Source organism: Micromonospora sp. NPDC050795 (assembly GCF_044456785.1).
GTDB lineage: Bacteria > Actinomycetota > Actinomycetes > Mycobacteriales > Micromonosporaceae > Micromonospora.
The window spans coordinates 14,593-36,498 of the sequence record NZ_JBITGE010000039.1; the positions used below are offsets into that span (position 1 = coordinate 14,593).

A 21,906-nucleotide genomic window follows, 5' to 3' on the forward strand; every position below is an offset into this window, starting at 1 on the left:
GTGGCCTCCTATGCCGACTGTGCAACGGCCACGAGGGGCTCCACCCGCACCGAGGTGAGCAGTTCCCGCTCGAATCCGACCTGGCGTTCGGTGCCGACCAGTCGCAGCGGCAGGGCCGCCGCCACCTCGCCGCTGGATCGGCCGAACCGCAGCTCGACGTCGCCGGGCTCGACGATCCGTCTGCCGGTCAGCCCGGTGAACGACGCCGTGTCGGCAGGTACGCCGAACGTCACGTGCGCCACCTCGCCGGGCGCCAGCGGCAGCCGGGTGTAACCGATCAGCCGGACCACCGGACGGGTGGTCTGCGCGACCGGGTCGTGCAGGTAGAGCTGCACGACCTCGGCGCCGGCCCGCTCACCGGTGTTGGCGACGGTGATCCGCACCCGTACCTCGCCGTCGACCGGCCAGACAGTCGGATCTTCACGTGGTTCGACCACTGTGGCGTCGGACCACTCGAAGGTGGTGTAGCTCAGCCCGTGGCCGAACGGGTACGCCGGGGTCGGGTCGATCGAGGACACCTTGTTGCGCCGGCCGAGCGGTGGCGCGAGGTAGGTGCTCGGCAGCCCGCCGGCGTCGCGGGGCACGCTGACCGGCAACCGTCCGGAGGGGTTGACCGCGCCGGTGAGAACCTCGGCGAGTGCCTGCCCACCGAGCTGGCCGAGGAAGAACGCCTGCACCACGGCCGCCGCGTCGTCGAGCTCCGGGCCGAGCGCGTACGGGCGGCCGGTCATCAGGACCAGGACGACCGGGGTGCCGGTGGCGAGAACGGCGCGGACGAGGTCGGCCTGCACGCCGGGTAGCCGCAGGTCGACGGCGTCGCAGCCCTCACCGGAGGTGCCTCGGCCGAACATTCCCGCGCGGTCGCCGACGGCCAGCACGCACACGTCGGCGGCGGCGGCAGCGGCGACCGCGGCAGGGATGCCCGAGGTGTCGTCACCGGTGACGGTGCACCCCGGCTCGTGGGTGAGCATCGGAACGCGTCGGGCCAACTCGTCGCGCAGTGTGGGGATGGCCAGGCCGAGCCCGAACTCGCTGTGGTTGACGCCCACGTGGTTGGGGAACGAATAGCAGCCGAGCATGCCCATCGGGTCGTCGGCGACCGGGCCGATCAGGGCGACCCGGCTCGCCACGGCCAGCGGGAGGACGCCGGTGTTGCGCACCAGGACGACTGACTCCCGGGCCAGGCGAAGCGCGATGTCCTGGCTGGCCTCGTCGTCGAAGCGCAGGGACGCCACGTCGTCGGGAAGCTCCTGCCAGCCCTCGTCGAGCAGACCGAGCTCGATCTTCTGGATCAGCACCCGACGCAGCGCGCAGTCGATGAGCGCCTCGTCGACCTCGCCCCGGCGAGCCGCCTCGACCAACGGTTCGCCGAAGGCGTCCACCGTGGGCAGCTCGACGTCGATCCCGGCCCGCAGGGCGAGCCGGGCCGCGTCGGCGGCATCCTCGGCGACTCCGTGCAGGGTCTGCAGGAACCGTACGGCGAAGTAGTCGGCCACCACGGTGCCGGTGAAGCCCCACTCGTCCCGCAACAACCCGGTCAGCAGCCCACGGTCGGCCGCGACGGGCAGGCCGTCGATCTCGGCGTAGGAGTTCATCACCGAGCGGGCGCCGCCGAGACGCAGCGCCATCTCGAACGGCGGCAGGATGACGTCGGCCAGCTCGCGACGGCCCATCGGCACCGGCGCGAGGTTGCGTCCGCCTCGGGAGGCGGAGTAGCCGGCGAAGTGTTTCAGCGTGGCCACCACACCGGCCCGCTCCAGGCCCCGCACGTAGGCGGCACCTGTCGTCCCGACCAGGTAGGGGTCCTCGCCGATCGTCTCCTCGGTACGACCCCAGCGGTAGTCCCGGGTGACGTCCAGCACCGGGGCGAGGCCCTGGTGCACACCAGCGGCGCGCATCGACCGCCCGATCCGGTCGGCCATCGCCTCGACCAGTTCGGGATCGAAGGAGGCGCCCCAGCTCAGCGGAGTCGGGTAGACGGTGGCCCGCCACGCCGCGAACCCGGTGAGGCACTCCTCGTGCACCTGCGCCGGAATGCCGAACCGACTGGCGGCCACGATCTGCGCCTGCGAGGCCGCCAGTGACCGGGCGCCGAACACCGGGTCGACCGGGGCGGTGCCGAACGGACGGGTCAGCTGGCCCAACCCGTACTGGATGACGGTGCTCCACGGCGGCAACTCGCTGATCATGTCCGACTGGTGCGGTGCGACGCCCTCGCCGCTGGCGTCGGCGCCGACCCAGACCCCGACGAGCTGGGCGATCTTCTCTTCGAGGGACATCTTCGGCAGGAGCGCGTCGGCCCGCTCGGTCGGCGACAGCCGCTGATCACGCCACGGCGCGGCGCCGCCGTCGGAGAGCGACTGACTTGTCATGCCCTGACCCCTTAGCTCCGGCCACATCCCCGTGCCCTGGTGGAACCAGTTCCGTGGCGGACGTTTCTCACGATCCGAAACTTTCCGGAAACCTGCGTAACCTTTTCGGCAACCTAAGTGCCCCATCGATGACTGTCAAGTGTCCCAATCGGACTACCAGGGGATGTTTCCTGCACACGGTGAGCCCACGATCGGCGTTCCGTTGCCGAAGAGCCGCGCAATGCCCAGCGAATGCGCAGTCTGAGTGCGGCAACTACTGGCGTGAATGTCCCATCATGTTAAGGTCGCCCGAAACTTTCGGATGTTGTATGAGGCCGCGATGACAGAGCACCGCCCGCTCGACCCACCCGCCTCCACCACCATCGCGACCATCGCCAACGATGTCGGCGTCTCGGTCGCGACCGTGTCCAAGGTCCTCAACGGACGCGGCGATGTCGCCCCCGGCACCAGAGCCCGGGTGGAGGCGAGCCTCGACCGCCACCAGTACCAGCGCCGCGCCCGGCGACACGCGACCAGCGGCGGCCGGGTGGACCTCGTGTTCCACGAGTTCGACACGGGTTGGGCGATGGAGATCCTGCGGGGCGTCGAGGCGGTGACCTCCGCGGCCGGCATCGGGCTGTCGATCGCCCAGCTCGACGGCGCGCACCGCCCGCCGGCACGATGGCTGGAGGCGTTACTCGCCGACCGCCCCCTGGGCGTGGTGTTCGTCCTCTCCCACCTGGCCGAGGCTCAACAGCAGCACCTACGCCGGCAGGGCATTCCGTTCGTCGTCGTCGACACCGACAGCGCCACCTCGGCCTCGGTGCCGACCGTCGGGTCGAACAACTGGAACGGCGGCCTGCTCGCCGCCCGGCACCTGCTGGAACTGGGGCACCGACGGCTCGCCATCATCTCCGGACCACCCGACGTGCTGTGCAGTCGAGCCCGCGCGGCCGGCTTCCAGTCGGCCCACGACGAAGCCGGGATCGTGGTCGACCGCGAGCTGATCCGCTACGGCAGTTTCTCCGCCGGAGCGGGGCACGCCCACGGGCTGCAACTGCTCCAGCGGCCGGACCGACCCACGGCGATCTTCGCCGGATCGGACATCCAGGCCATGGGGGTGCTCCGGGCCGCCCGTCAGTGCGGCCTGCGAGTGCCCGAGGACCTCTCGGTGATCGGGTACGACAACCTGCCGGTCTCCGCCTGGACCGATCCGGCGCTCACCACGATCAACCAGCCGTTGCGCGACATGGCCGGCATCGCCACCCAGATGTTGCTCGACCTGACCAGGGGGAACGAGCCGGCGACCAGCCGGATCGACCTGGTGACCGAGTTGGTCGTCCGGGAGAGCACCGCGCCTCCCGCCCATCCGCACTGACCCCGGCCCCTGCGAGGACCCGTGCCCCACACCGCCTCCACCTTCGACGACCTCCAGCGGTACGCACCCCAGGTCGCCGAACCCGACGACTTCGACGAGTTCTGGCGGGACACGCTCACCGGGGCGGCAGCCGTACCGGTGCTCGTCGACGTCCGTCCCGAACCCACCGACCTGCGGCTGCTCGACTCCTGGGACGTCACGTTCGCCGGCTTCGGTGGTGACCCGGTCCGCGCCTGGTACACCCGTCCGGCCGGGGTCAGCGAACCGCTGCCTGCCGTGGTCGAGTACGCCGGCTACGGGCGCGGGCGCGGTCTGCCCCACGAACGCCCGACCTGGGCGGTGGCCGGGTACGCGCACCTGCTGATGGACAACCGGGGACAGGCGGGGCAGCACGGCGCCGGGGACACCCCCGACCCGCACGGCGCGCCCGGCGGGCCCTGGCCGGCCACCTGGGGGATCCTCGATCCGCGCACCTACCACTACCGCCGCCTGATAACCGACGCGGTGCGGGCGGTCGAGGCGGTCCGCGCGCTGCCGGGGGTCGAGGGTGACCGGGTCACCGTGGTCGGCAACAGCCAGGGTGGCGGCATCGCCCTGGCGGTGGCGGGTCTCGTCGAGGATCTCAGCGCGGTGCTGACCACCGCCCCGTTCCTGTGCGACATGCGCCGGGCCGTCGCGCTCACCGACCTCGCGCCGTACGGCGAGATCGCCCGGTACCTGGCGGTGCACCGGGAGGCCCAGGAGGCGGTGTGGCACACGCTGTCCTATGTCGACGGGGTGACCTTCGCGCGGCGGGCGACCGCGCCGGCGCACTTCGGCGTCGGCGGACGCGACACCGTCTGCCCACCGCGAACCGCCTTCGCCGCGTACAACCACTACGGCGCCGCGAACGGGAGGCCGGTTCCGCCCGAGCGGGAGATGCACGTCTACCCGTTCAACGGCCATGAGGGCGGCGAGGCCGTGCACGTGCGGCGTCAGCTGCGCTGGCTGGGCTCGGTCCTCCATCCAGCGCGGACCTGAGCGACTGATACATCGTCGGGTGCTGATGCGTTGCCGGTGTTAGCGATAACACGCTATGGTGCGTCAGGCGAGGTGCAGGGCACACCTCCCGCCACGGCTTCCCGGCCCGTCCCGCCAGATGCTCGACGGCCGGTGCCCGCCGTACACCGCCACGACCACCAGTGCAGACGTCCGGGTTGTTGGTCGTGCCGCGCACCCCACCTCCGCGTACCGCGTCATGACGCAGCCGTCTCCCCGGTGGCCGCTGATGTCGCGCACCCCCACCAGAGGAAGTCCCATGCGCAGTCCAACGCTCGTGCAACCCGTCCCTCTCGCACCGACCGGCAACGCACCGACGTCGAGGCCCGGACGAGCTCGTCGATGGTGGACGGCCCTGGCCGCCGTCGCCGCCATGGTCGCCGCCGTGCCGATCGCGAGCACTCCCGCCAGCGCGGAGTCCAACGGCGGCGTCCGCGTGATGCCGCTCGGCGACTCGATCACCGACGGATTCAACGTCCCCGGCGGTTACCGGATCGAGTTGTGGCAGCGGTTCACGTCCGGTGGTTACCGGATCGACTTCGTCGGCTCCCAGTTCAACGGGCCAGCCAGCCTCGGCGACCACGACCACCAGGGCCACTCCGGCTGGACGATCGCCCAGATCGACGCCAACGTGGTGAACTGGTTGCGGGCCACGAATCCGCGGACCGTGCTGCTGCACATCGGCACCAACGACATGTACGGCGACACGTCCGGGGCCCCGTCCCGGCTGGCCACTCTCGTCGACCGGATCACCAACACCTCCCCGAACGCGGACGTGTTCGTCGCGACGATCATCCCGAAGTCCGGTGCGGACAACCAGGTCCGGGGCTACAACGCCGCGATCCCCGGGATCGTGCAGAGCCGGGCCGCCGCCGGCAAACGCGTCCACCTGGTCGACATGTACCGCGCACTGACGCTCAGCGACCTGGCCGACGGTGTGCACCCGAACGCCACCGGCTACCGCAAGATGGCCGCCGCCTGGTACGACGCTCTCCGTACGGTGCCCGGCAGCATCGGGGGCGACACGCCTCCGACCACTCCCCCTCCGACCACGCCTCCGCCGACCACTCCCCCGCCGACCACGCCGCCGTCCGGTGACTGCCGCGTCTCGTACACGATCAACGCCTGGAACAGCGGTCTCACCGCGTCGGTCTCGGTGACCAACACCAGCAGCACGCCGGTGAACGGTTGGAGCCTGGCGTTCACGCTGCCCAGTGGGCAGAGCATCACCAGCGGGTGGAACGCCACCTACTCCCCGTCCAGCGGAGCGGTGACCGCCCGAAACGTCTCCTACAACGCGACGATCGCGCCGAACGCCTCGGTCGACATCGGCTTCCAGGCCACCCACACGGGTGGCACCGGTCGGCCGGCCACGTTCACCCTCAACGGCACCACCTGCACGCTTGTCTGACACCGACCGTCGCGGTGCCGGGTCACACCGGCTCGGCACCGCGCGGACGACCGCCGACGCGGGGTCGAGCGGTCACTGCTGCGCAGCGCCGTAGAGTCGGCTCACGGTCTCGGCCACGCAGACGGGCTTGCCGCCGCTGTCGCTCTCCACGGTGACCGTCACGACCAGCTGCACACCGCCGCTGACCGGCGACACGTCGGCGATGGTGGCGGCGGCCCGTACGGCGGCGCCGACCCGCAGCGGCGCGGGGAAACGCACCCGGTTCAGCCCGTAGTTGACGCCCATCGCCACCCCCTCGACCCGGTAGAGCCCGCCCGCCAACGCCGGCAACAGCGACAGGGTGAGGTACCCGTGGGCGATCGTCCCGCCGAACGGCCCCGCCGCGGCTCGGACCGGGTCGAGATGGATCCACTGGTGGTCGTCGGTGGCGTCGGCGAAGAGGTCGACGCGGCTCTGCTCGATGCGCTGCCACGGACCGGGCCCGAGGCTCTCGCCGGTCGCGGCGGCCAGCTCCTCGAACGAGGTGAACACTCTCATGCCGGATCTCCCTACAGGTGCTAGAAGGCGTTGACGCCGGTGAGCGCGCGTCCGATGAGGAGTTGCTGAATCTGGCTGGTGCCCTCGTAGAGCGTGGCCACCCGGGCGTCGCGCAGATACTTGCCGACCGGATACTCGTCGATGTAGCCGTACCCGCCGAAGACCTGGACCGCGTTGTTGGCCGCGCGGACGGCGGCCTCACTGGCGAAGAGCTTGGCCATCGAGGCCTCGGTGGCGAACGGCTGGTCACGGTCGATCAGGTCGGCCACCTGCCACACCAGCAGCCGGGCGGCGTCGGTGTCCACAGCGATGGCGGCGAGCAGTTGTTGGACGAGCTGGTGCCCGGCGATCGGCTTGCCGAACTGGGTGCGCTGCCCGGCGTAACCGACCGCCGCGTCGAGGCAGCCCTGCGCGATGCCGACGCACCCGGCGGCCACCGACATCCGGCCCTTGGCGAGGGTGGCCAGGGCCAGTCGGAATCCGGCGCCCTCCGCGCCGAGGCGGGCCGTGTCGGGCACGCGCACCTCGTCGAAGCCCAGCTCGCCGGTGGCCTGACCGCGCAGACCGAGCTTGCCGTGGATCTCCCGGCGGGTCAGCCCCGGGCTGTCGGTGGGCACCAGGAACGCGGTGATTCCTCGGTGCCCGGGGCCGCCGGTGCGGGCGAAGACCAGCGCGACGTCGGCGGTGGTGCCGTTGGTGATGAACATCTTCGTGCCGGTGAGCAACCAGTCGGTGCCGTCGCGGACCGCACGGGTGCGCAGTGCGGCCGCGTCCGAGCCGCTGTCCGGCTCGGTCAGCGCGAAGCAGCCGAGTGCGGTGCCGGCGCACAGCCCTGGTAACCACTCGGCCCGCTGCTCCGCGCTCCCGTGCGCGGCGATCGACTTCGCGACCAGGCCGAGGGAGACCGAGACGATGCCACGTACCGCCGAGTCTCCCCGGCCCAGTTCCTCCAGGACCAGGCAGTACGCGAGGTGGTCGCCGCCGGAACCGCCGTCGGCCTCGGCGATGGTCAGCCCCAGGAAGCCCAGGTCACCGAGCATGCCGACGATGGCGGGGTCGACCGATTCGCGGCGGTCCCAGGCGGCTGCGTGCGGTAGCAGCTCGCGGTCGGCGAACTCGGCGGCCAACTGGCGGACCGCCGCCTGCTCGGCGGAGAGGGTGAGGTCCATGACGCACAAACTAGCGGTGATAGTTAAACGCGTCCAGACCGGGCGTTCACCGGTCGGAGCTCAGACCGACGTGCCGTTCGGCCGTGAACGCGCGGGCCAGCTCGGTCCGCGATCGGATACCCAGCCGGTGGAACACGTTGCGCAGGTGGTGGTCGACCGTACGGGTGGAGAGGAACATCCGGGCGGCGATCTCCCGGTTGGTGGCGCCCTCGGCGACCAGTTCGGCGATCCGCAGTTGCTGGCCGGTCAGCAACCGTGCCGCGGGCAGGTCCGGCGGACCGATCGACTCCCCGGCCGCCCGCAGCTCCGTGGTGGCCTGCTCGGCCCAGCACTCCACCCCGAGCAGGCTGAACATCTCGCGGGCCTGGTGCAGGTGCGTGCGTGCGTCGCGAGGGCGTCGACTGCGGCGCAACTCCTGGCCGAAGAGCAGTTCGGTACGGGCCCGCTCGAACGTGCCGGCCTCGGTGGGGTGCAGGCGCAGCGCCGCCTCGAAGTCCCGTTCCGCGTCGGCGCCGCCCCGAGGGGCGAGCAGTGCGTGGCACCGCGCGGACAGGGCCCGGCGCAACGGGCTCGCGGTGCTGCTGGCCCACCTGTCGAACGCGGCGAGCGCGGCCGTCGCCGCCGGCCGGTGCGCCAGGTGCGCCGCCGCCTCCACCAGGTACGGGGTGGCCATCACCTGCACGAGGACCTGACCTCGGCGCGTGCCGAGCCGGGACAGCGACGCCAACCGGTCCGCCGCCTCGGCGTGCCGGCCGTCCACCAGGTCGAGCACCGCCAGGGCCCACGCGGCGAGCGCGTGCGGGCGGCTGCCCGGGGTCGGAGACTCGCCGATCTCACGGATCCGCCGCAGGCTGGTCTCCCGATCGGCCCGGATCGCGGCGAGGACGGCGAGCATGCCCAGGTGGACGTTGGCGCAGTTGACCTGCCCGGTGGCCCGGGCGACGCGCAGCCCGTCTCGGGAGGTTTCCGCCGCCGCCTCGTGTCGACCCAGCCAGTACTCAGCGACCGCCCGCAGCTCCAACGCCCGCGACAGCATGGACAACTCACCCCGTTCCCGGGACAGCTCGACCGCGCGTTCGGCGAGCCGGTGGGCCGCACCGTCCACGGCCACCAGCAGTCCGGCCGCCGCCGCGCAGCTGAGCGCGGTGGGGGTCAACGCCCAACCGGTCAGCCGGTCGCCCAGCACCACGGCGCGGCGCAGCGCGGGCCCGGCCCGCTCGTGGTCGCCCCGCAGGGTCGCCGCCACCCCGGCGATCAGACAGCCCATGACCTCCAGGGCCGGAGGGTCGCCCGGGCGTCGCAGCGCCAGCGCCCGCCGTCCGACCTCGGCGTAGCGGTACTGGTCGCCACTGAAGCAGACCGCCTCGCCGGCGCGTACCAGCCCGGTCAACGCCAGGGCACGGTCGGTGCCGGCCACCGCCGCGGTGGCGGCCAGCAGCGTGGCCGACGCACTCGAGGCGGTGCCGCAGCGCAGCTCCAACTCGCCGCGGAGCAGGTCGGCGCGGCCCCGAACGACCGGATCGACGCCCACCGCGCGGAGGCGGTCGAGCAGCAGCCGGGCCTCGTCGGGTTGTCCCCCGGCCCAGGCGTACCGGGCTGCGGCCAGCAGACGGCTCGCGGTCAGCCTCGGCTGATCGCTCAGTTCGGCGGCCCACCGCAGGGCCACCGAGGCGGCGGCCCAGCCGTCGGGTCCGCCGACCGCCGCCTGTTCCAACTCGGCGGCGAGGGCCGGATCGGCACCCGCGGTCGCGGCGGCGAGGTGCATCGCCCGGCGCAGCCGTTGCCCGTCCGCGACCAGCACCTCGGCGAGCAGTCGGTGCGCCGCGCGGCGCTCCGCGAGCGGCGCGCTGGCCGCGATCATCGTGCGCACCAGCGGCTGCGGGAAGGTGACGCCGCGTTGCTCGACGCGGACCAGGCCGGCGACCTCCGCCGGGGCGAGCGCCTCGACCTCGGCGCCCGCGGCCGCCACGGCCCGGATCAGGGTGCCCGGCTCGCCGTCCTCATCGAGCGCGGCGAGCAACAGCACCCGTCGGGTCTCCGGGGGCAGCCGGTCCAGCCGGGCACGGTACGCGCGACCCAGCGCCCCGTCCGCCGGTGGCGCGGCGGGCAGCGACTCCTCGCCCCGCCACTGCCCGGCGGTGAGGACCTCGGCGAGGTCCACCAGGGCCTGCGGGTTGCCGCCGCCGACCGTGGCCAACGCGGTCAGCACCGACGCGGCCGGCCGGTCGGGAAGCCGGTCGACGCTCTCGCGCCCGGCCAGTCGGTCGAGTCGATCAGTGAGGACGGCGCGACTCTCGTGCTCGGTCAGCGCGCGCAGTCGGTGTGCCGGTATCCCGTCGAGGTTGGCGGTGACGTCGGCGGTGAGCAGGACGGCGAGCGGCAGGTGCCGCAGTCGGCGGGCCACGAACGCCAGCACCTGCGCGGTCTGCGGGTCGCCTCGGTCGATGTCGTCCATCGTGGCGAGCAACGGCCGGTCCCGGGCGGCGGCGGTGAGCAGCCCGAGCACCGCCATCGACAGGGTCAACTGCCGGTCGGCCGGGCAGCTTTCCCCGGCCAGCGCGCGCCGCAGCAGTTGGCGCTGCTCATGAGGGAGCGCGGCGGCCCGGTCGAGCACCGGGTCGACCAGACGTTGCAGGCCGGCGTACGGCAGTGCGGCCTCCTCGGCGAGCCCGCTGCCGGCGAGCACTGTGCAGCCACCCTCGGCGTGTCGATGGGCGTAGCCGAGAAGCGCCGTCCGGCCCGATCCGGGCTCCCCGCGCAACAGCAGGGCACCGCCGGCGTTGGTCATGCCGTCGAGCAGGCTCCGGACAGCCCGGCACTCGTCGTCCCGGCCACGCAGCACGGTTAGTTGCACTCTTGATGCAGTAACCATGCCTGTCAGTGTTACCCATCGGAAACCGAATGGAAAGAGGGGGCGATATCGGGCCGGGCCGGAATCAGTCGGGCGCGACCTCGGCCAGCAGAGCGCCCACGGTCCGGGCCATCACCGCGCGGGCCTGGTCCACGCCGAGACCGAGCCCGTAGCGCAGCATCGACCAGGCCTGCCAGGTGCTCGCCGCGACCAGGGCGTTGAGCAACTGCTCCCGTCCCGCCCCGGCCTCGGCCAACTCGACGGCGAAGAGCTCCTCGACCTCGTCGCGGACCCGTTCGATGTGCTTGAGACGGTTGCGGTGCAGCTGTTCGGAGACCGGCTCACGCATCTGGGCGGCCCGCGCCGACGGCGCGATGAGCTGGAGCAGCCGAGCCCGCTGCCGGCAGTACGCGTCGACCCGCTTCGCCAACGGCAGCCCGGGTGAGATCGGCCGGTGGGCGGCGTCCTGCTGGCGGAGCACCTCCGCGCCGCTGGCCTCGAAGAGCGTCTCCATGTCCTTGAAGTTGGTCCAGAGGGTGCGCAGCGAGATGCCGGCCCGCTCGGAGATGCGCTCCCCGGTCGGGCGGAGGTCGCCCTCGGAGATGAGCGCGAGATGCGCCTCGACGATGGCGGCGCGGGTGCGCTCGGCGCGGGCGGTACGCCCGTCGACCCGACCGGCCACATCGACTGCGTCCATCCGCCCTCGCCCCCTCACCGCCACGGCGTCCCCCGACGCACCGCCGAGTCTAGACAGGCGTTGATCAGCAGCTCCGGACGCGCCGCCGACGCCGTCATCCGGCCCGGCCGGTCAGCGAGACGCCGCCGTCGCAGACGATGGTCTGCCCGGTGATCCAACTGGCGTCGTCGGAGGCCAGGAAGGCGACCGCGCCGGCCACGTCAGACGGCAGACCGAGGCGCCCGAGCGGGTACCGCGCGGCGACCTCGGCCTCCCGTCCGTCGTAGAGGGCGGCGGCGAAGCGGGTCTTCACCACGCCGGGAGCGACCGCGTTGACCCTGACCGTCGGCCCCAGCTCCACGGCGAGGCTGGCGGTGAGGTGGTTGAGCGCCGCCTTGCTGACCCCGTAGCAGGCGATGCCGGGCGACGGAGCGAGCCCGGCGATCGACGAGACGTTGACGACGCAGCCGCCGCGCTCGCTCATGCCGGCGGCGCAGACCTCCTGCACCCAGCCGAGCGCGGCGACCACGTTCACGTCGAGGATCTTGCGGGCCGCGGCCAGGTCCAGCTCGACCAGCGGGCCGTGCACCGGGTTGATGCCGGTGTTGTTGACCAGCAGATCCACCGGCCCGAACGCCGCGGTCACCGCACGCACCGCGGCGGCCCGATGCTCGGGATCGTCGGCCCGGCCCGGCACCGCGAGGCCGTGTGTCGGACCGCCGAGGGTGGCGACCGCCTCGGCCAGCCCCTCGGGGCGGCGGGCGGTCAGGCCCACCCGGGCGCCTTCGGCGACGAGGCGTTGGGCGATGGCCAGACCGATCCCGCGACTGGCGCCGGTGACGATGGCGACCCGGCCTGCAAGTCGGCCCGAATATGCATTCACGGTGCAGATAGTAGGAGCATCGATTGGTATCGGTCAACGCCTCCGACGGTCGGCCGGCAGGCCGCGCCGGCAGCACACGCACAGCCGTCCGACCGGGCATGGTCAGGCGGGACCACGCCCGGTCGGACGTCGGGGCTGCGGAGCCTCAGGAGACGGTCGGCACCCCGTTCGCCGGGGGCGCAGCCGGAGTGGCGGTGTACTCGTTGACCGCCCCGTCCGCCTCGTCCGTCTCGTACGCCGGCCCGAAGTAGCTCTGCACTCCCCCGCTCACCCGGCTCAACCGCTGGCCGCCGTACCCGGAGTGGTCAGTGGCGGAGAAGCGCAGCGGCACCAGCCCGGGGCCCTGGAAGCCGCCCTTCTGCACGGCGTCGAGGACCTTCTCCCGGGTGAGGTCCTTGCCGGCGGCGAGCAGCGTCTGCACGAAGAGGTAGCCGACCGACATCCCGTAGACGGTGTTGCCGTCGAACGGCGCGTCCCCGTTGTGCTCCTTGTTGACCTTCGTGAAGAGCTGGATCCACGGGTTGGCGGTGTCGTTCTGCATCGGCAGGTAGTTGGTGCCGACCATGCCCTCCAGCAGTGGCGCCGCCGCGCCGAGCTGCTTGGCCAGGGTCGGGTGGTCGGCGCCGACGTTGGAGACCAGCCACTGCGGCTTGAAGCCCAGCCGCGCCGCCGTGCCGACGGAGAGCGCGGTGAAGCCGGGCACTGTGGCGAGCACGACGACCTGGCAGCCGGCCGCCTTGAACGCGCCGATCTGCGGCGCCACGTTGGTGTTGCTGGTGACGTACGTCTGCTTGGCCGCCACGGCACCGGCGCCGAGCACCTTCTCCACGCCGGCCAGGCTGTCCCGGCCGAAGTCGTCGTCCTGCCCGAGGAAGCAGACCTTCTGACCGGCCAGGTTCGCCTTCGCGTAGTTGGCCAGGATCTTGCCCTCGACCGTGTAGTCCGGGTTGAACCCGAACGTGCCCGGATACTTGTCCGGTTGGTCCCAGCTGCGGCTGCCGGAGGCGACGAAGAGGTCGGGCACCCGGTTGCTCTTGAGGAAGTCGAGCACACCGGTGTGCGTCGGCGTGCCCAGACCATTGAGGATGGCGAAGACCTTGTCCTGGAGGACGAGCTGGCGGACCACCTGCTGGGTGTTTGCCGGGTTGTAGCCGTCGTCCATGATCTTGTACGTGATCTTGCGGCCGTGCACGCCACCGTTGGCGTTGACGTAGTCGAAGTACGCCTTCGTCGCCGGGGCGATCTTCGAGTAGCCGGCCGAGGCCGGCCCGGTCAACGGCATGTGGGTGCCGACGACGATCTCGGTGCCGGTGACGCCCGGCACCGACGCCCCGCCGGAGCCGGGGCCGTCGTCGCCGCTACAGCCGGCAGCGGTGATGAGCAGGGCAAGGGTGCTGGCGATCGCGAGGCCGCGATGCGCTTTACGGTGCATGGGAAACACCGACCTTTCTCGGTCCGGTTTTCTGGGGAACGGTGTGGTGGTGGGGCGCCCGGCCGAGGCCGGACCGAGGACAGCTCAGGAACGCCGGGTCGGCCGCCTGGCCAGCAACGCCCGGCCGAGACGCGACAGCAGACCCTGCACACCGCCGGGGGCGGCGATCATGACGACGATCAGGGTGAGTCCGAAGATCGCCAGGGGGAGATTGCCCTCCATCCGCTGCGCCACCGCGGGCGAGAGCGTGAGCATCCCGGTCAGCGAGTGGGTGAGATCGGGCAGGGCGACCAGCAGGACCGCCCCCCAGAGCGCGCCGGTCAGTCGACCCAGGCCACCGATCACCACGGCCATCAGCAGGAACAGCGACAGGGTCAGCGAGAACGCGCCGGGTGAGACGCTCTGCGCGAGCACCGCCAGCAGCGCGCCGCCGAGCCCGGCGGTGGCGGCGCTGACCACGAAGGCGAGAACCTGGGTGCGGGCCACGTGGATGCAGGCGAGGCGGGCCGCCACCTCGTCGTCGCGGACCGCCCGGAAGGTCCGCCCGTACCGGCTGCGGATCAGGTTCGCCAGCAGCAGCAACGCGAGCAGGGTGGCCGCGCCGGTGACCCAGAGCTGCCACCGCTCGTACGGGAAGTACGGGCCGAGCGACAGCGGCGGCGGCTCCACCGGCACCGACAGCCCCTGCTCGCCGTTGAACACGCCGTCGAAGGTGACCGCCAGCGCCGGCACCACCACGGCCACCGCGAGGGTGACCCCGGCCAGATAGGGGCCGCGCAGCCGGGCCGCTGCCACACCGACCACCGCACCGACCGCGACCGTGCTGACGATCGCCGCAGCCAACGACAGCGGCAACAGCCAGCCGCCGGTCATCCCCCGGTCGGCGAACGCGGTCTGGCACAGCGCCACCGTGTACGCCCCGGTGGCCATCAGCGCGCCGTGCCCGAGCGACAGTTGACCGTTGAGCCCGGTGAGGACGGTCAGCCCGGCGGTCGCGCACAGGTAGGCGGCCACAGTGGCGAGCTGGAAATTGCGGAACGGCTCGACGGAGTAGCTGACCGCCACCAGTAGCAACCCGGCGGCCAGCACCACCGCGAGGTGGCGCAGCAGGGTGGAGCCGCGCCGCCGGTCGACCGGCCGACCGCCCGGCTCGTCGAGCTGCTCTCTCGGCGGCACGGCCGCCTTCGTGGCGCTCACACCCGCCTCGCCGCGACCGGGGCGAACAGCCCACCGGGCCGGACCAGCAGCACCGCCAGCAGCAGGACCAGCACCGCGAGCGGGGTGAGGTCACTGCCGGCGTAGCCGCTCACATAGGAGAGCAGCAACCCCACCACCAGCCCACCGACCACCGCCCCCGGTGGACTGTCCAGCCCACCGACCACCGCCGCGGTGAACGCCGAGACGAACACCAGGTCCATCGCGTGCGGGTGCAGGCCCAGCTCGGTCGGCAGGACCAGCATCGCGGCCAGCGCGCCCACCCCGGAGGCGAGCGCCCAGCCGAGGGTCAGCATCCCACCGACGTTGACCCCGAGCAGCCGGGAGACCTCCGGAGCGAAGGCCGCCGCGCGCATCCGCAACCCCACCGGGGTACGCGCGAACATCCAGGCCAGACCACTGACCACCACGCCGATCGTGGCGAAGACGAACAGGTCGTACGGAGACAGCACGGCGACGCCGCCCACGGTGAGGGCGGACCGGCTGAACGGGGCCTCGGCGGGGCGGAACTCGCTGCCGTACACCATCCCCAGCACGGCCTGGATCAGCAGCACCAGCCCGAGCGCGACGATCACCGGGTTGAGCGGTGAGGCGTGATCGACGTGCCGCATCACCACCCGGTCCACCAGCGCGCCGAGCAGCAGGCCGGCGACGATCGCGACCACGAAGCCCAGCCAGTAGGAACCGGTGGCGGTACTGACGGTGTAGGCGACGTACGCGGCGGCGACGGCCATCGCCCCCTGGGCGAAGTTGACGACCCGCGCCGCCCGCCAGATGAGCACCAGGGCCAGCGCGAACGCGGCGTACACCGCGCCGCGGGACAGGCCGTCGACGGTGAGGAAGACGAAGCGGTCCAACAGTCCTCCCTCCGGGGGACGAGATGGTGGTCAGAAACCGAGGTAGGCGTGGCGCAGGTCGGCGTCGTCGCGGAGCCGCGCCGCCGGGGCGGCGATCACCACCCGACCGAGGGACATCACGACGCCCTGGTCGGCGACGGCGAGCGCGCTGCGCACGTTCTGCTCGACCAGCAGGACGGTCAGGCCGGTGCGGTCGCGCAGTTGGCGGAGCAGGGCCATGGTCCGGGCGACGACCCGTGGCGCCAGGCCGAGCGACGGCTCGTCCAGCAGCAGCAGGCGTGGTCGGCCGACCAGGGCCCGACCGAGCGCCAGCATCTGCCGCTCGCCGCCGGAGAGCTGGTGACCGAGGTGCCGGCGGCGTCGGGCGAGCGGCTCGAAGAGCTGGTAGACCTCGTCGAGGGCCCGCCCGGCGTCGGCCCGGTCGCGCCGCCACAGCCCGCCCAGCCGCAGGTTCTCGTCGACGGTCAGCTCGCTGATCACGCCCCGACCCTCCGGGACGTGCGCCATGCCGCGTCGGACGAGCTGCTCCACCGGCGTACCGCGAAGGTCCTCGCCGGCCAGCAGGACCTGGCCGGCGGCCGGGCGGATCATGCCGGAGAGCGCCCGCAGGAGAGTGGTCTTGCCGGCGCCGTTGGCGCCCACGACAGCGGCGATGGTGCCGGCCGGAACGGTGAGGTCGATGGCCCGCAACACGGGCGCGGCACCGTACCCGGCGACCAGCCCTCGCACGACGAGCAGGTCGGTGCCGCTCACACCGCACCGCCTTTCGTTCGCGACTGCAGGGCTCGCAAACCCGGCTCACTCCTCACGCTCACGGTGACACCTCTTCCTCGACGGTGGCACCGAGGTACGCGTCGGTGACCGCGGGGTCGTCGCGGATCTCGTCCGGGGTGCCGGCGGCGATGACCCGACCGAAGTCGAGCACCACGAGCTCGTCGCAGACGGCCATCACCAGGTCCATGTGGTGCTCGACCAGGAGCACGGCGCAGGGGTCGGTGTCCCGCCGGGGCAGTTGGCGGACCAGCTCCCCCAACTCGGCGATGTCGCCCGCCCCGAGGCCACCGGCCGGCTCGTCGAGCAGGAGCAGCCGGGGGCGGGCGGCGAGCGCGCGGGCCAGGGCGACCCGCTGGCGTACGGCGAAGGGCAGGGTGGTCGGCGCGGCCCCGGCGTGCTCGGCGATGCCCAGCTCGTCGAGGATGGCCAGGGCGTCCGCGCGCAGCCGGCGTTCGTCGCGGTCGCTGGCCGGCAGCCCGAGCAGTGCCGGGACGAAGCCGGCACGGGCGGTGTGCGAAGCGCCGGTCATCACGTTCTCCAGCACGCTTAGCCCGGCGAAGAGCCCGGTGCCCTGGAGGGTCCGGGCGATGCCGAGCCGGGTCAGCCGGTGCGGCCGTGGCCGCAGCGGCCGGCCGTCGAGGGTGAGTGAGCCCGTCTCCGGTGCGACGAAGCCGCAGATCACGTTGAACAGCGTGGTCTTGCCGGCGCCGTTGGGCCCGATGACGCCCACCACCCGGTTGGGTGGCACCCGCAGGGACACGTCGTCGAGGGCGGTGAGGCCGCCGAAACGGACGCCGATGTGGTGCAGTTCGAGGCCGCGCTCCATCACCCATCCCTCTGTCGTGGCGGGTGTTTATTTACACTCGCAGTGTACGTTTCTCGGGTTAGGCGTCAAGACCTTCAATGCCCCCTTCACGCACGTGGACGGGGCGGCCGCCAGCGGCGGCCGCCCCGTTACCGCCGTCAGGCGCTGGGACAGGTGTTGCGGTACTCCTGGATCTGCGAGCCGCTCGGGCCGGGGCAGAGGAACTGCTCGTAGCGGGTGTCGTCGTCGACGAACCGCTTCAACCAGGCCACCATCTGCCGCGCGGTCGGCGTGTTCGTGGTCTGCGGGAAGAAGTGGCTCGCCCCGTTCAGCTCCAGGTACGCCTTCTCGGCGGAGGACGGGATGCTGTTGTAGAACGGCACCGAGTGCGTCGCGACCGGCGCGACGCTGTCGCTCTCGCCGCCGATGATCAGCGTGGGCACCCGCAGCTCGGACCAGCTCTTGTCCGTGTTCCACGGCGCCAGCGGCACCGCGGCCTGCAACGACGGCCGCGACGAGGCCGCCTCCAGGCTGCCCCCGCCACCCATCGAGTGACCGGCCACCGCGAGTCGACTGCTGTCGATCCGGGTGCGCACCGAGCTGCGCTGGGTGAGGTAGTCCAGCGCGGCGAGCAGCTGACGCCCCCGACTGTCCGGCTGGTCCAGCCGGGTGTTCGTCTCGATGCCGATCACGACGAAGCCGTGCGAGGCGATGCGCGGTCCGAGCCAGCTGATGCTGGACCAGGCCGCTGTGTAGCCGGGCGAGATGGCGATGGCGCCGAAGGTGCCCTCGCTGGTGCTGGTCGGGTAGTAGATGACGCCGCCGCCGAAGCCGGTGACGCTCAGCGAGGACACGCTCTGTGACGCCGTGGCGAACGGTCCGCGACTGGCCTCCAGGATCGAGGTGGTCGGGGCGGGGCCGCGCTCGTACGGGCCGGCGGCCTGGGCGGCGCTGGACGACCCGGCCAGAGCGCCGCCGGCGGCCAGGACGGCGGCCAACGCGAGCCGGGTGGCACGGGCTGCGACGAAACGGGGACGGGTGGTGGTTGGTGAGGACACGTCGGGCACTCCCTAAAGTCGAGGGATATCGACGTGTGTCAGTTTTGGCTGCTCCGCCGATCCTGGCATCGGCGAAATCACCAGTCCCGGCGCGAAATGCCGAGATCAGTCGTGTTTCGACCCTCTGACCAGGGGTAGCAGGGCAGGCGCCGGCCCGCCCACGTGCCACGGAGAGGTTCATTCAGTGGATTCCAGCAAGCCCGCCGAGGCGGTCAAGAACGCCGTGAAGACCGCTTCAGGAAAGATCGCCGACGCCCTCAGCCCGGACATCCCCGGTGCGCCGGGTAGCGCGCCGCCGACCGTCGAGGAGCCGACGACGCCGCACGATCCGCTGCCGCCGAAGCCGGAACAGGGGGCACCGCAGACGCGCACGCCGACCGGCGCGGAGACCGGCGCGCCGACGACTGCGAACGGTCAGCAGGGGGCCCACCTCACGACCGCGAACGGGGCGCGGCTGCGCGACACCGACCACTCGCTCAAGGCCGGCCCGCGCGGCCCGGTGCTCCTCCAGGACCACCACCTACGCGAGAAGATCACGCACTTCGACCACGAGCGCATTCCGGAGCGTGTGGTGCACGCCCGCGGCGCCGGCGCGCACGGGGTGTTCACCGCGTACGGCACCGCCGAGGCGGTCACCCGTGCCGGCTTCCTCAAGAAGGGCCAGGAGACCGACGTCTTCGTCAGGTTCTCCACTGTGCTCGGTTCGCGGGGTTCGGCCGACACGGTCCGCGACACCCGTGGCTTCGCCACGAAGTTCTACACCGATGAGGGCACCTTCGACCTGGTCGGCAACAACATGCCGGTCTTCTTCATCCAGGACGCGATCAAGTTCCCGGACATCATCCACGCCGGCAAGCCGCACCCCGACCGGGAGATCCCGCAGGCGCAGAGCGCCCACGACACCTTCTGGGACTTCGTGTCGCTGCACACCGAGGCGCAGCACCACACCATCTGGAACATGTCCGACCGGGGCATTCCGCGTTCGTACCGGACGATGGAGGGCTTCGGCGTGCACACCTTCCGCCTCGTCAACGAGGCCGGGGAGACGGTGCTGGCCAAGTTCCACTGGAAGCCGAAGCTGGGCGTGCACTCGCTGACCTGGGAGGAGGCCCAGCTGCTCGGCGGCATCGACCCGGACTTCCACCGACGCGACCTCTACGACGCCATCGAGGCCGGCGCGTATCCCGAGTGGGAGCTGGGCATCCAGGTCTTCCCGGACACTCCCGAGGAGACCTTCGCCGACATCGACCTGCTCGACCCGACGAAGATCGTGCCGGAGGAACTGGCCGAGGTGCAGCCCATCGGGCGGCTGGTGCTCAACCGGACGCCGACGAACTTCTTCGCCGAGACCGAACAGGTCGCCTTCCACCTCGGTCACCTGCCCCCGGGCATCGACGTCACCAACGACCCGCTGTTGCAGGGCCGGCTCTTCTCGTACCTCGACACGCAGCTCACCCGGCTGGGCGGGCCGAACTTCACGCAGATCCCGATCAACCGTCCGCACACCGCCGTGAACGACATGCTGCGCGACGGCTTCCACCAGCACGCCGTGCACGCCGGCGTCGCACCGTACCGGCCGAACTCGCTCGACGGCGGCAACCCGTTCCCCGCCGGGGACGCCGAGCAGGCCTTCGTCGACGTGCCGGTCACCGTCGCGCAGGCACCGAAGGTGCGCGCGAATCCGGCCTCGTTCGACGACCACTACAGCCAGGTCCGCCTGTTCTGGCTGAGCATGTCGCCGGTCGAGAGGGAACACATCATCCGGGCGTACACCTTCGAGCTGGGCAAGTGCTACCACCAGGCGATCAAGGAGCGCCAGCTGCAGAGCCTCGCCAACATCGACCCGGTGCTGTGCGAGCAGGTCGCCACCGGCCTGGGCCTGCCCGCACCCCAGCCGACCGTCGCCCTCCCCGACGTCACGCCCAGCCCGGCGCTGTCGCAGGTCGGTCGGGAGTGGCCGAGTGACGGCCGGACCGTCGGGATCGTCGTCGACCCCGACGGCGACCTGGACGGCGTCGACGAGGTCCGCCGGGCGGTGTTCAGTGCCGGCATGGTGCCGCTGCTGATCGCCCCGCACGGCGGCATGGTGGGCGACCTGCCGGTGCAGCGCACCTTCGCCACCGGCCGGTCGGTCGAGTTCGACGCGGTCCTGCTGGCCGGAGCGCCGACACCCGCACCGGATGCCCTGCCCGCCCGCGACGCCAAGGCGGGCACGCCCGGCCCGGCAACCGTGGACCCCCGCGTGCTGCTGCTCGTCGAGGAGTGCTGGCGGCACGCCAAGGCGATCGGCGCCTGGGGCGCCGGCGTCACGGTGCTGGAGCAGGCCGGCGTCGCCGGCACCCCGGGCGTCGTGGCGGCAGGCTCGGGTGCCGAGGCGCTGACCGCGGTGCAGCAGTTGATGGCCGCGCACCGGGTCTGGGACCGATTCCCCGCAGCGGTCGCCTGACCCCACCACCGACGAGGGCCGTCCTCCGCACCACCGGGAGGACGGCCCTCGTCGTTTCCCACCACCGCAGGGGGCCGGCTCGTCCCCGCCGGCATCGGCGAGGCGGAATCAGCCGATGTCGGCCAACCGGGGCAGCACCTCGTCGCCGAGCCGCCGGGCGAACTCGACCGGGTCCCGATCCGGCGTCACCTGCACCTCGCTCACCCCGAGCGCCGCGTACTCGGACACCTCGGCGAGAAACGCGTCGGTGTCGTCCAGCGGCGCCTGGGAGGCGACCACCGTCTTCTCGATGGTGTCGTAGTCGCGGCCCTCGGCGGCGCAGTGCCCACGCAACACGTCCAGTTTGCGGGCGATGTCGTCGATGCCGCCGCGGCCGAACAGGTTGCAGGCGTCGGCGTACCGGGCCACCAGCAGCAGGGTCTTCTTCTCGCCGCCACCACCGATCATGATGGGCGGACGCGGACGGCTCAACGGCTGCGGCGAGTTGATGGTCTCGGCGAGCTGGTAGTGCCGCCCGTTGAACGGGCCGTCGTCGGCACTCCACATCTGAAGGCAGACACGCAGCGTCTCCTCCAACCGCTCGAACCGCTCGGCCACCGGGACGACCGGCACACCCAGCCCGAGCTGCTCCCGCTCGTACCAGGAGGCGCCGATGCCGAGGCGGGCCCGACCGCCGGAGAGTACGTCGAGGGTCGTCACGGTCTTGGCGAGCAACCCCGGGTAGCGGTACATCACGCCGGTGACCAGTACGCCCAGTGTCATCCGCTGGGTCATGGCCGCGACGTAGCCGAGCGTGGTGTACGCCTCCAGCATCGGCTCCTCGGCCGCGAACACCGCGTCCATCTGGAAGAAGTGGTCCATCACCGTGAACGACGCGACCCCGGCCTGCTCCGCGACTGTCGCCGCCTGCGCAAGGGTCGGCGCGATCGCCGCCGGGTCGGCCGGGATCGAGTAGTTCCAGTAGTGCAGTCCGAGCTTCATGGTCGGCACCTCCGCAACGAGCCTAGTGCCGTCCGACGTCCGCC

General features: G+C 72.1%; 17 protein-coding genes. 4 read left to right on the forward strand and 13 right to left on the reverse strand.

Features of this window, described 5'->3' with window-relative positions; genetic code table 11:
* Positions 1 to 8: 8 nt before the first annotated feature.
* Positions 9 to 2,372, reverse strand: coding sequence for a glycoside hydrolase family 3 N-terminal domain-containing protein (locus tag ACIBEF_RS27345; RefSeq protein WP_396796037.1), 2,364 nt, complete (start codon positions 2,370 to 2,372; stop codon positions 9 to 11).
* 319 nt (positions 2,373 to 2,691) lie between these two features.
* Between ACIBEF_RS27345 and ACIBEF_RS27350 the strand changes: the two genes are divergently transcribed.
* The 3 genes from ACIBEF_RS27350 (at position 2,692) to ACIBEF_RS27360 (ending at position 6,178) form a co-directional block, all read left to right on the forward strand.
* Entirely contained in the window at positions 2,692 to 3,729 is a 1,038-nt protein-coding gene (locus tag ACIBEF_RS27350; RefSeq protein ID WP_396796039.1) for a LacI family DNA-binding transcriptional regulator, read from the forward strand.
* A 21-nt stretch (positions 3,730 to 3,750) separates the two neighbouring features.
* The gene (locus tag ACIBEF_RS27355) at positions 3,751 to 4,749 is read left to right on the forward strand and encodes an acetylxylan esterase (protein WP_396796040.1); all 999 of its coding nucleotides are present in this window, start codon (positions 3,751 to 3,753) and stop codon (positions 4,747 to 4,749) included.
* Between the two features lie 277 nt (positions 4,750 to 5,026).
* Positions 5,027 to 6,178 carry a cellulose binding domain-containing protein gene (locus ACIBEF_RS27360; RefSeq protein ID WP_396796042.1) on the forward strand — a complete coding sequence of 384 codons (1,152 nt, stop codon included), beginning with the start codon at positions 5,027 to 5,029 and terminating at the stop codon, positions 6,176 to 6,178.
* A gap of 72 nt (positions 6,179 to 6,250) precedes the next feature.
* Here the strand turns inward: ACIBEF_RS27360 and ACIBEF_RS27365 are convergent, their stop codons facing one another.
* The 11 genes from ACIBEF_RS27365 to ACIBEF_RS27415 form a co-directional block, all read right to left on the reverse strand.
* The gene (locus ACIBEF_RS27365; RefSeq protein WP_396796043.1) at positions 6,251 to 6,715 is read right to left on the reverse strand and encodes a MaoC family dehydratase; all 465 of its coding nucleotides are present in this window, start codon (positions 6,713 to 6,715) and stop codon (positions 6,251 to 6,253) included.
* A gap of 20 nt (positions 6,716 to 6,735) precedes the next feature.
* A complete protein-coding gene (locus ACIBEF_RS27370; protein WP_396796044.1) occupies positions 6,736 to 7,884 on the reverse strand; it encodes an acyl-CoA dehydrogenase family protein in 1,149 nt (382 codons plus the stop codon).
* A gap of 46 nt (positions 7,885 to 7,930) precedes the next feature.
* On the reverse strand, positions 7,931 to 10,756 hold the full coding sequence (locus tag ACIBEF_RS27375) for an AAA family ATPase (RefSeq protein ID WP_396796045.1): 2,826 nt from the start codon (positions 10,754 to 10,756) through the stop codon (positions 7,931 to 7,933).
* A 64-nt stretch (positions 10,757 to 10,820) separates the two neighbouring features.
* Positions 10,821 to 11,432, reverse strand: a complete 612-nt coding sequence (locus ACIBEF_RS27380; RefSeq protein WP_366606351.1) for a TetR/AcrR family transcriptional regulator — start codon at positions 11,430 to 11,432, stop codon at positions 10,821 to 10,823.
* 94 nt (positions 11,433 to 11,526) lie between these two features.
* Positions 11,527 to 12,294: an SDR family oxidoreductase gene (locus tag ACIBEF_RS27385; protein WP_396796047.1), complete on the reverse strand. Its 768-nt coding sequence runs from the start codon at positions 12,292 to 12,294 to the stop codon at positions 11,527 to 11,529.
* Between the two features lie 145 nt (positions 12,295 to 12,439).
* On the reverse strand, positions 12,440 to 13,726 hold the full coding sequence (locus ACIBEF_RS27390; RefSeq protein WP_396796048.1) for an ABC transporter substrate-binding protein: 1,287 nt from the start codon (positions 13,724 to 13,726) through the stop codon (positions 12,440 to 12,442).
* Positions 13,727 to 13,810: 84 nt separating this feature from the next.
* On the reverse strand, positions 13,811 to 14,923 hold the full coding sequence (locus ACIBEF_RS27395; protein WP_396796049.1) for a branched-chain amino acid ABC transporter permease: 1,113 nt from the start codon (positions 14,921 to 14,923) through the stop codon (positions 13,811 to 13,813).
* Positions 14,920 to 15,798 carry a branched-chain amino acid ABC transporter permease gene (locus ACIBEF_RS27400; protein ID WP_091399163.1) on the reverse strand — a complete coding sequence of 293 codons (879 nt, stop codon included), beginning with the start codon at positions 15,796 to 15,798 and terminating at the stop codon, positions 14,920 to 14,922. Before ACIBEF_RS27400 ends, ACIBEF_RS27395 begins: the two co-directional genes overlap by 4 nt.
* A gap of 30 nt (positions 15,799 to 15,828) precedes the next feature.
* A complete protein-coding gene (locus tag ACIBEF_RS27405) occupies positions 15,829 to 16,551 on the reverse strand; it encodes an ABC transporter ATP-binding protein (RefSeq protein ID WP_396796050.1) in 723 nt (240 codons plus the stop codon).
* A 58-nt stretch (positions 16,552 to 16,609) separates the two neighbouring features.
* Positions 16,610 to 17,398 (reverse strand): ABC transporter ATP-binding protein, encoded by a 789-nt coding sequence (locus tag ACIBEF_RS27410; protein WP_396796052.1) that lies wholly within the window; start codon positions 17,396 to 17,398, stop codon positions 16,610 to 16,612.
* Positions 17,399 to 17,535: 137 nt separating this feature from the next.
* On the reverse strand, positions 17,536 to 18,435 hold the full coding sequence (locus ACIBEF_RS27415; protein WP_396796053.1) for an alpha/beta hydrolase family protein: 900 nt from the start codon (positions 18,433 to 18,435) through the stop codon (positions 17,536 to 17,538).
* 184 nt (positions 18,436 to 18,619) lie between these two features.
* Here ACIBEF_RS27415 and ACIBEF_RS27420 point away from each other — a divergent pair, with 184 nt between their 5' ends.
* Positions 18,620 to 20,881: a catalase gene (locus ACIBEF_RS27420; RefSeq protein ID WP_396796055.1), complete on the forward strand. Its 2,262-nt coding sequence runs from the start codon at positions 18,620 to 18,622 to the stop codon at positions 20,879 to 20,881.
* Between the two features lie 108 nt (positions 20,882 to 20,989).
* Here ACIBEF_RS27420 and ACIBEF_RS27425 read toward each other — a convergent pair whose 3' ends face one another.
* Positions 20,990 to 21,862 (reverse strand): LLM class F420-dependent oxidoreductase, encoded by an 873-nt coding sequence (locus ACIBEF_RS27425; protein WP_396796057.1) that lies wholly within the window; start codon positions 21,860 to 21,862, stop codon positions 20,990 to 20,992.
* Positions 21,863 to 21,906 lie beyond the last annotated feature (44 nt).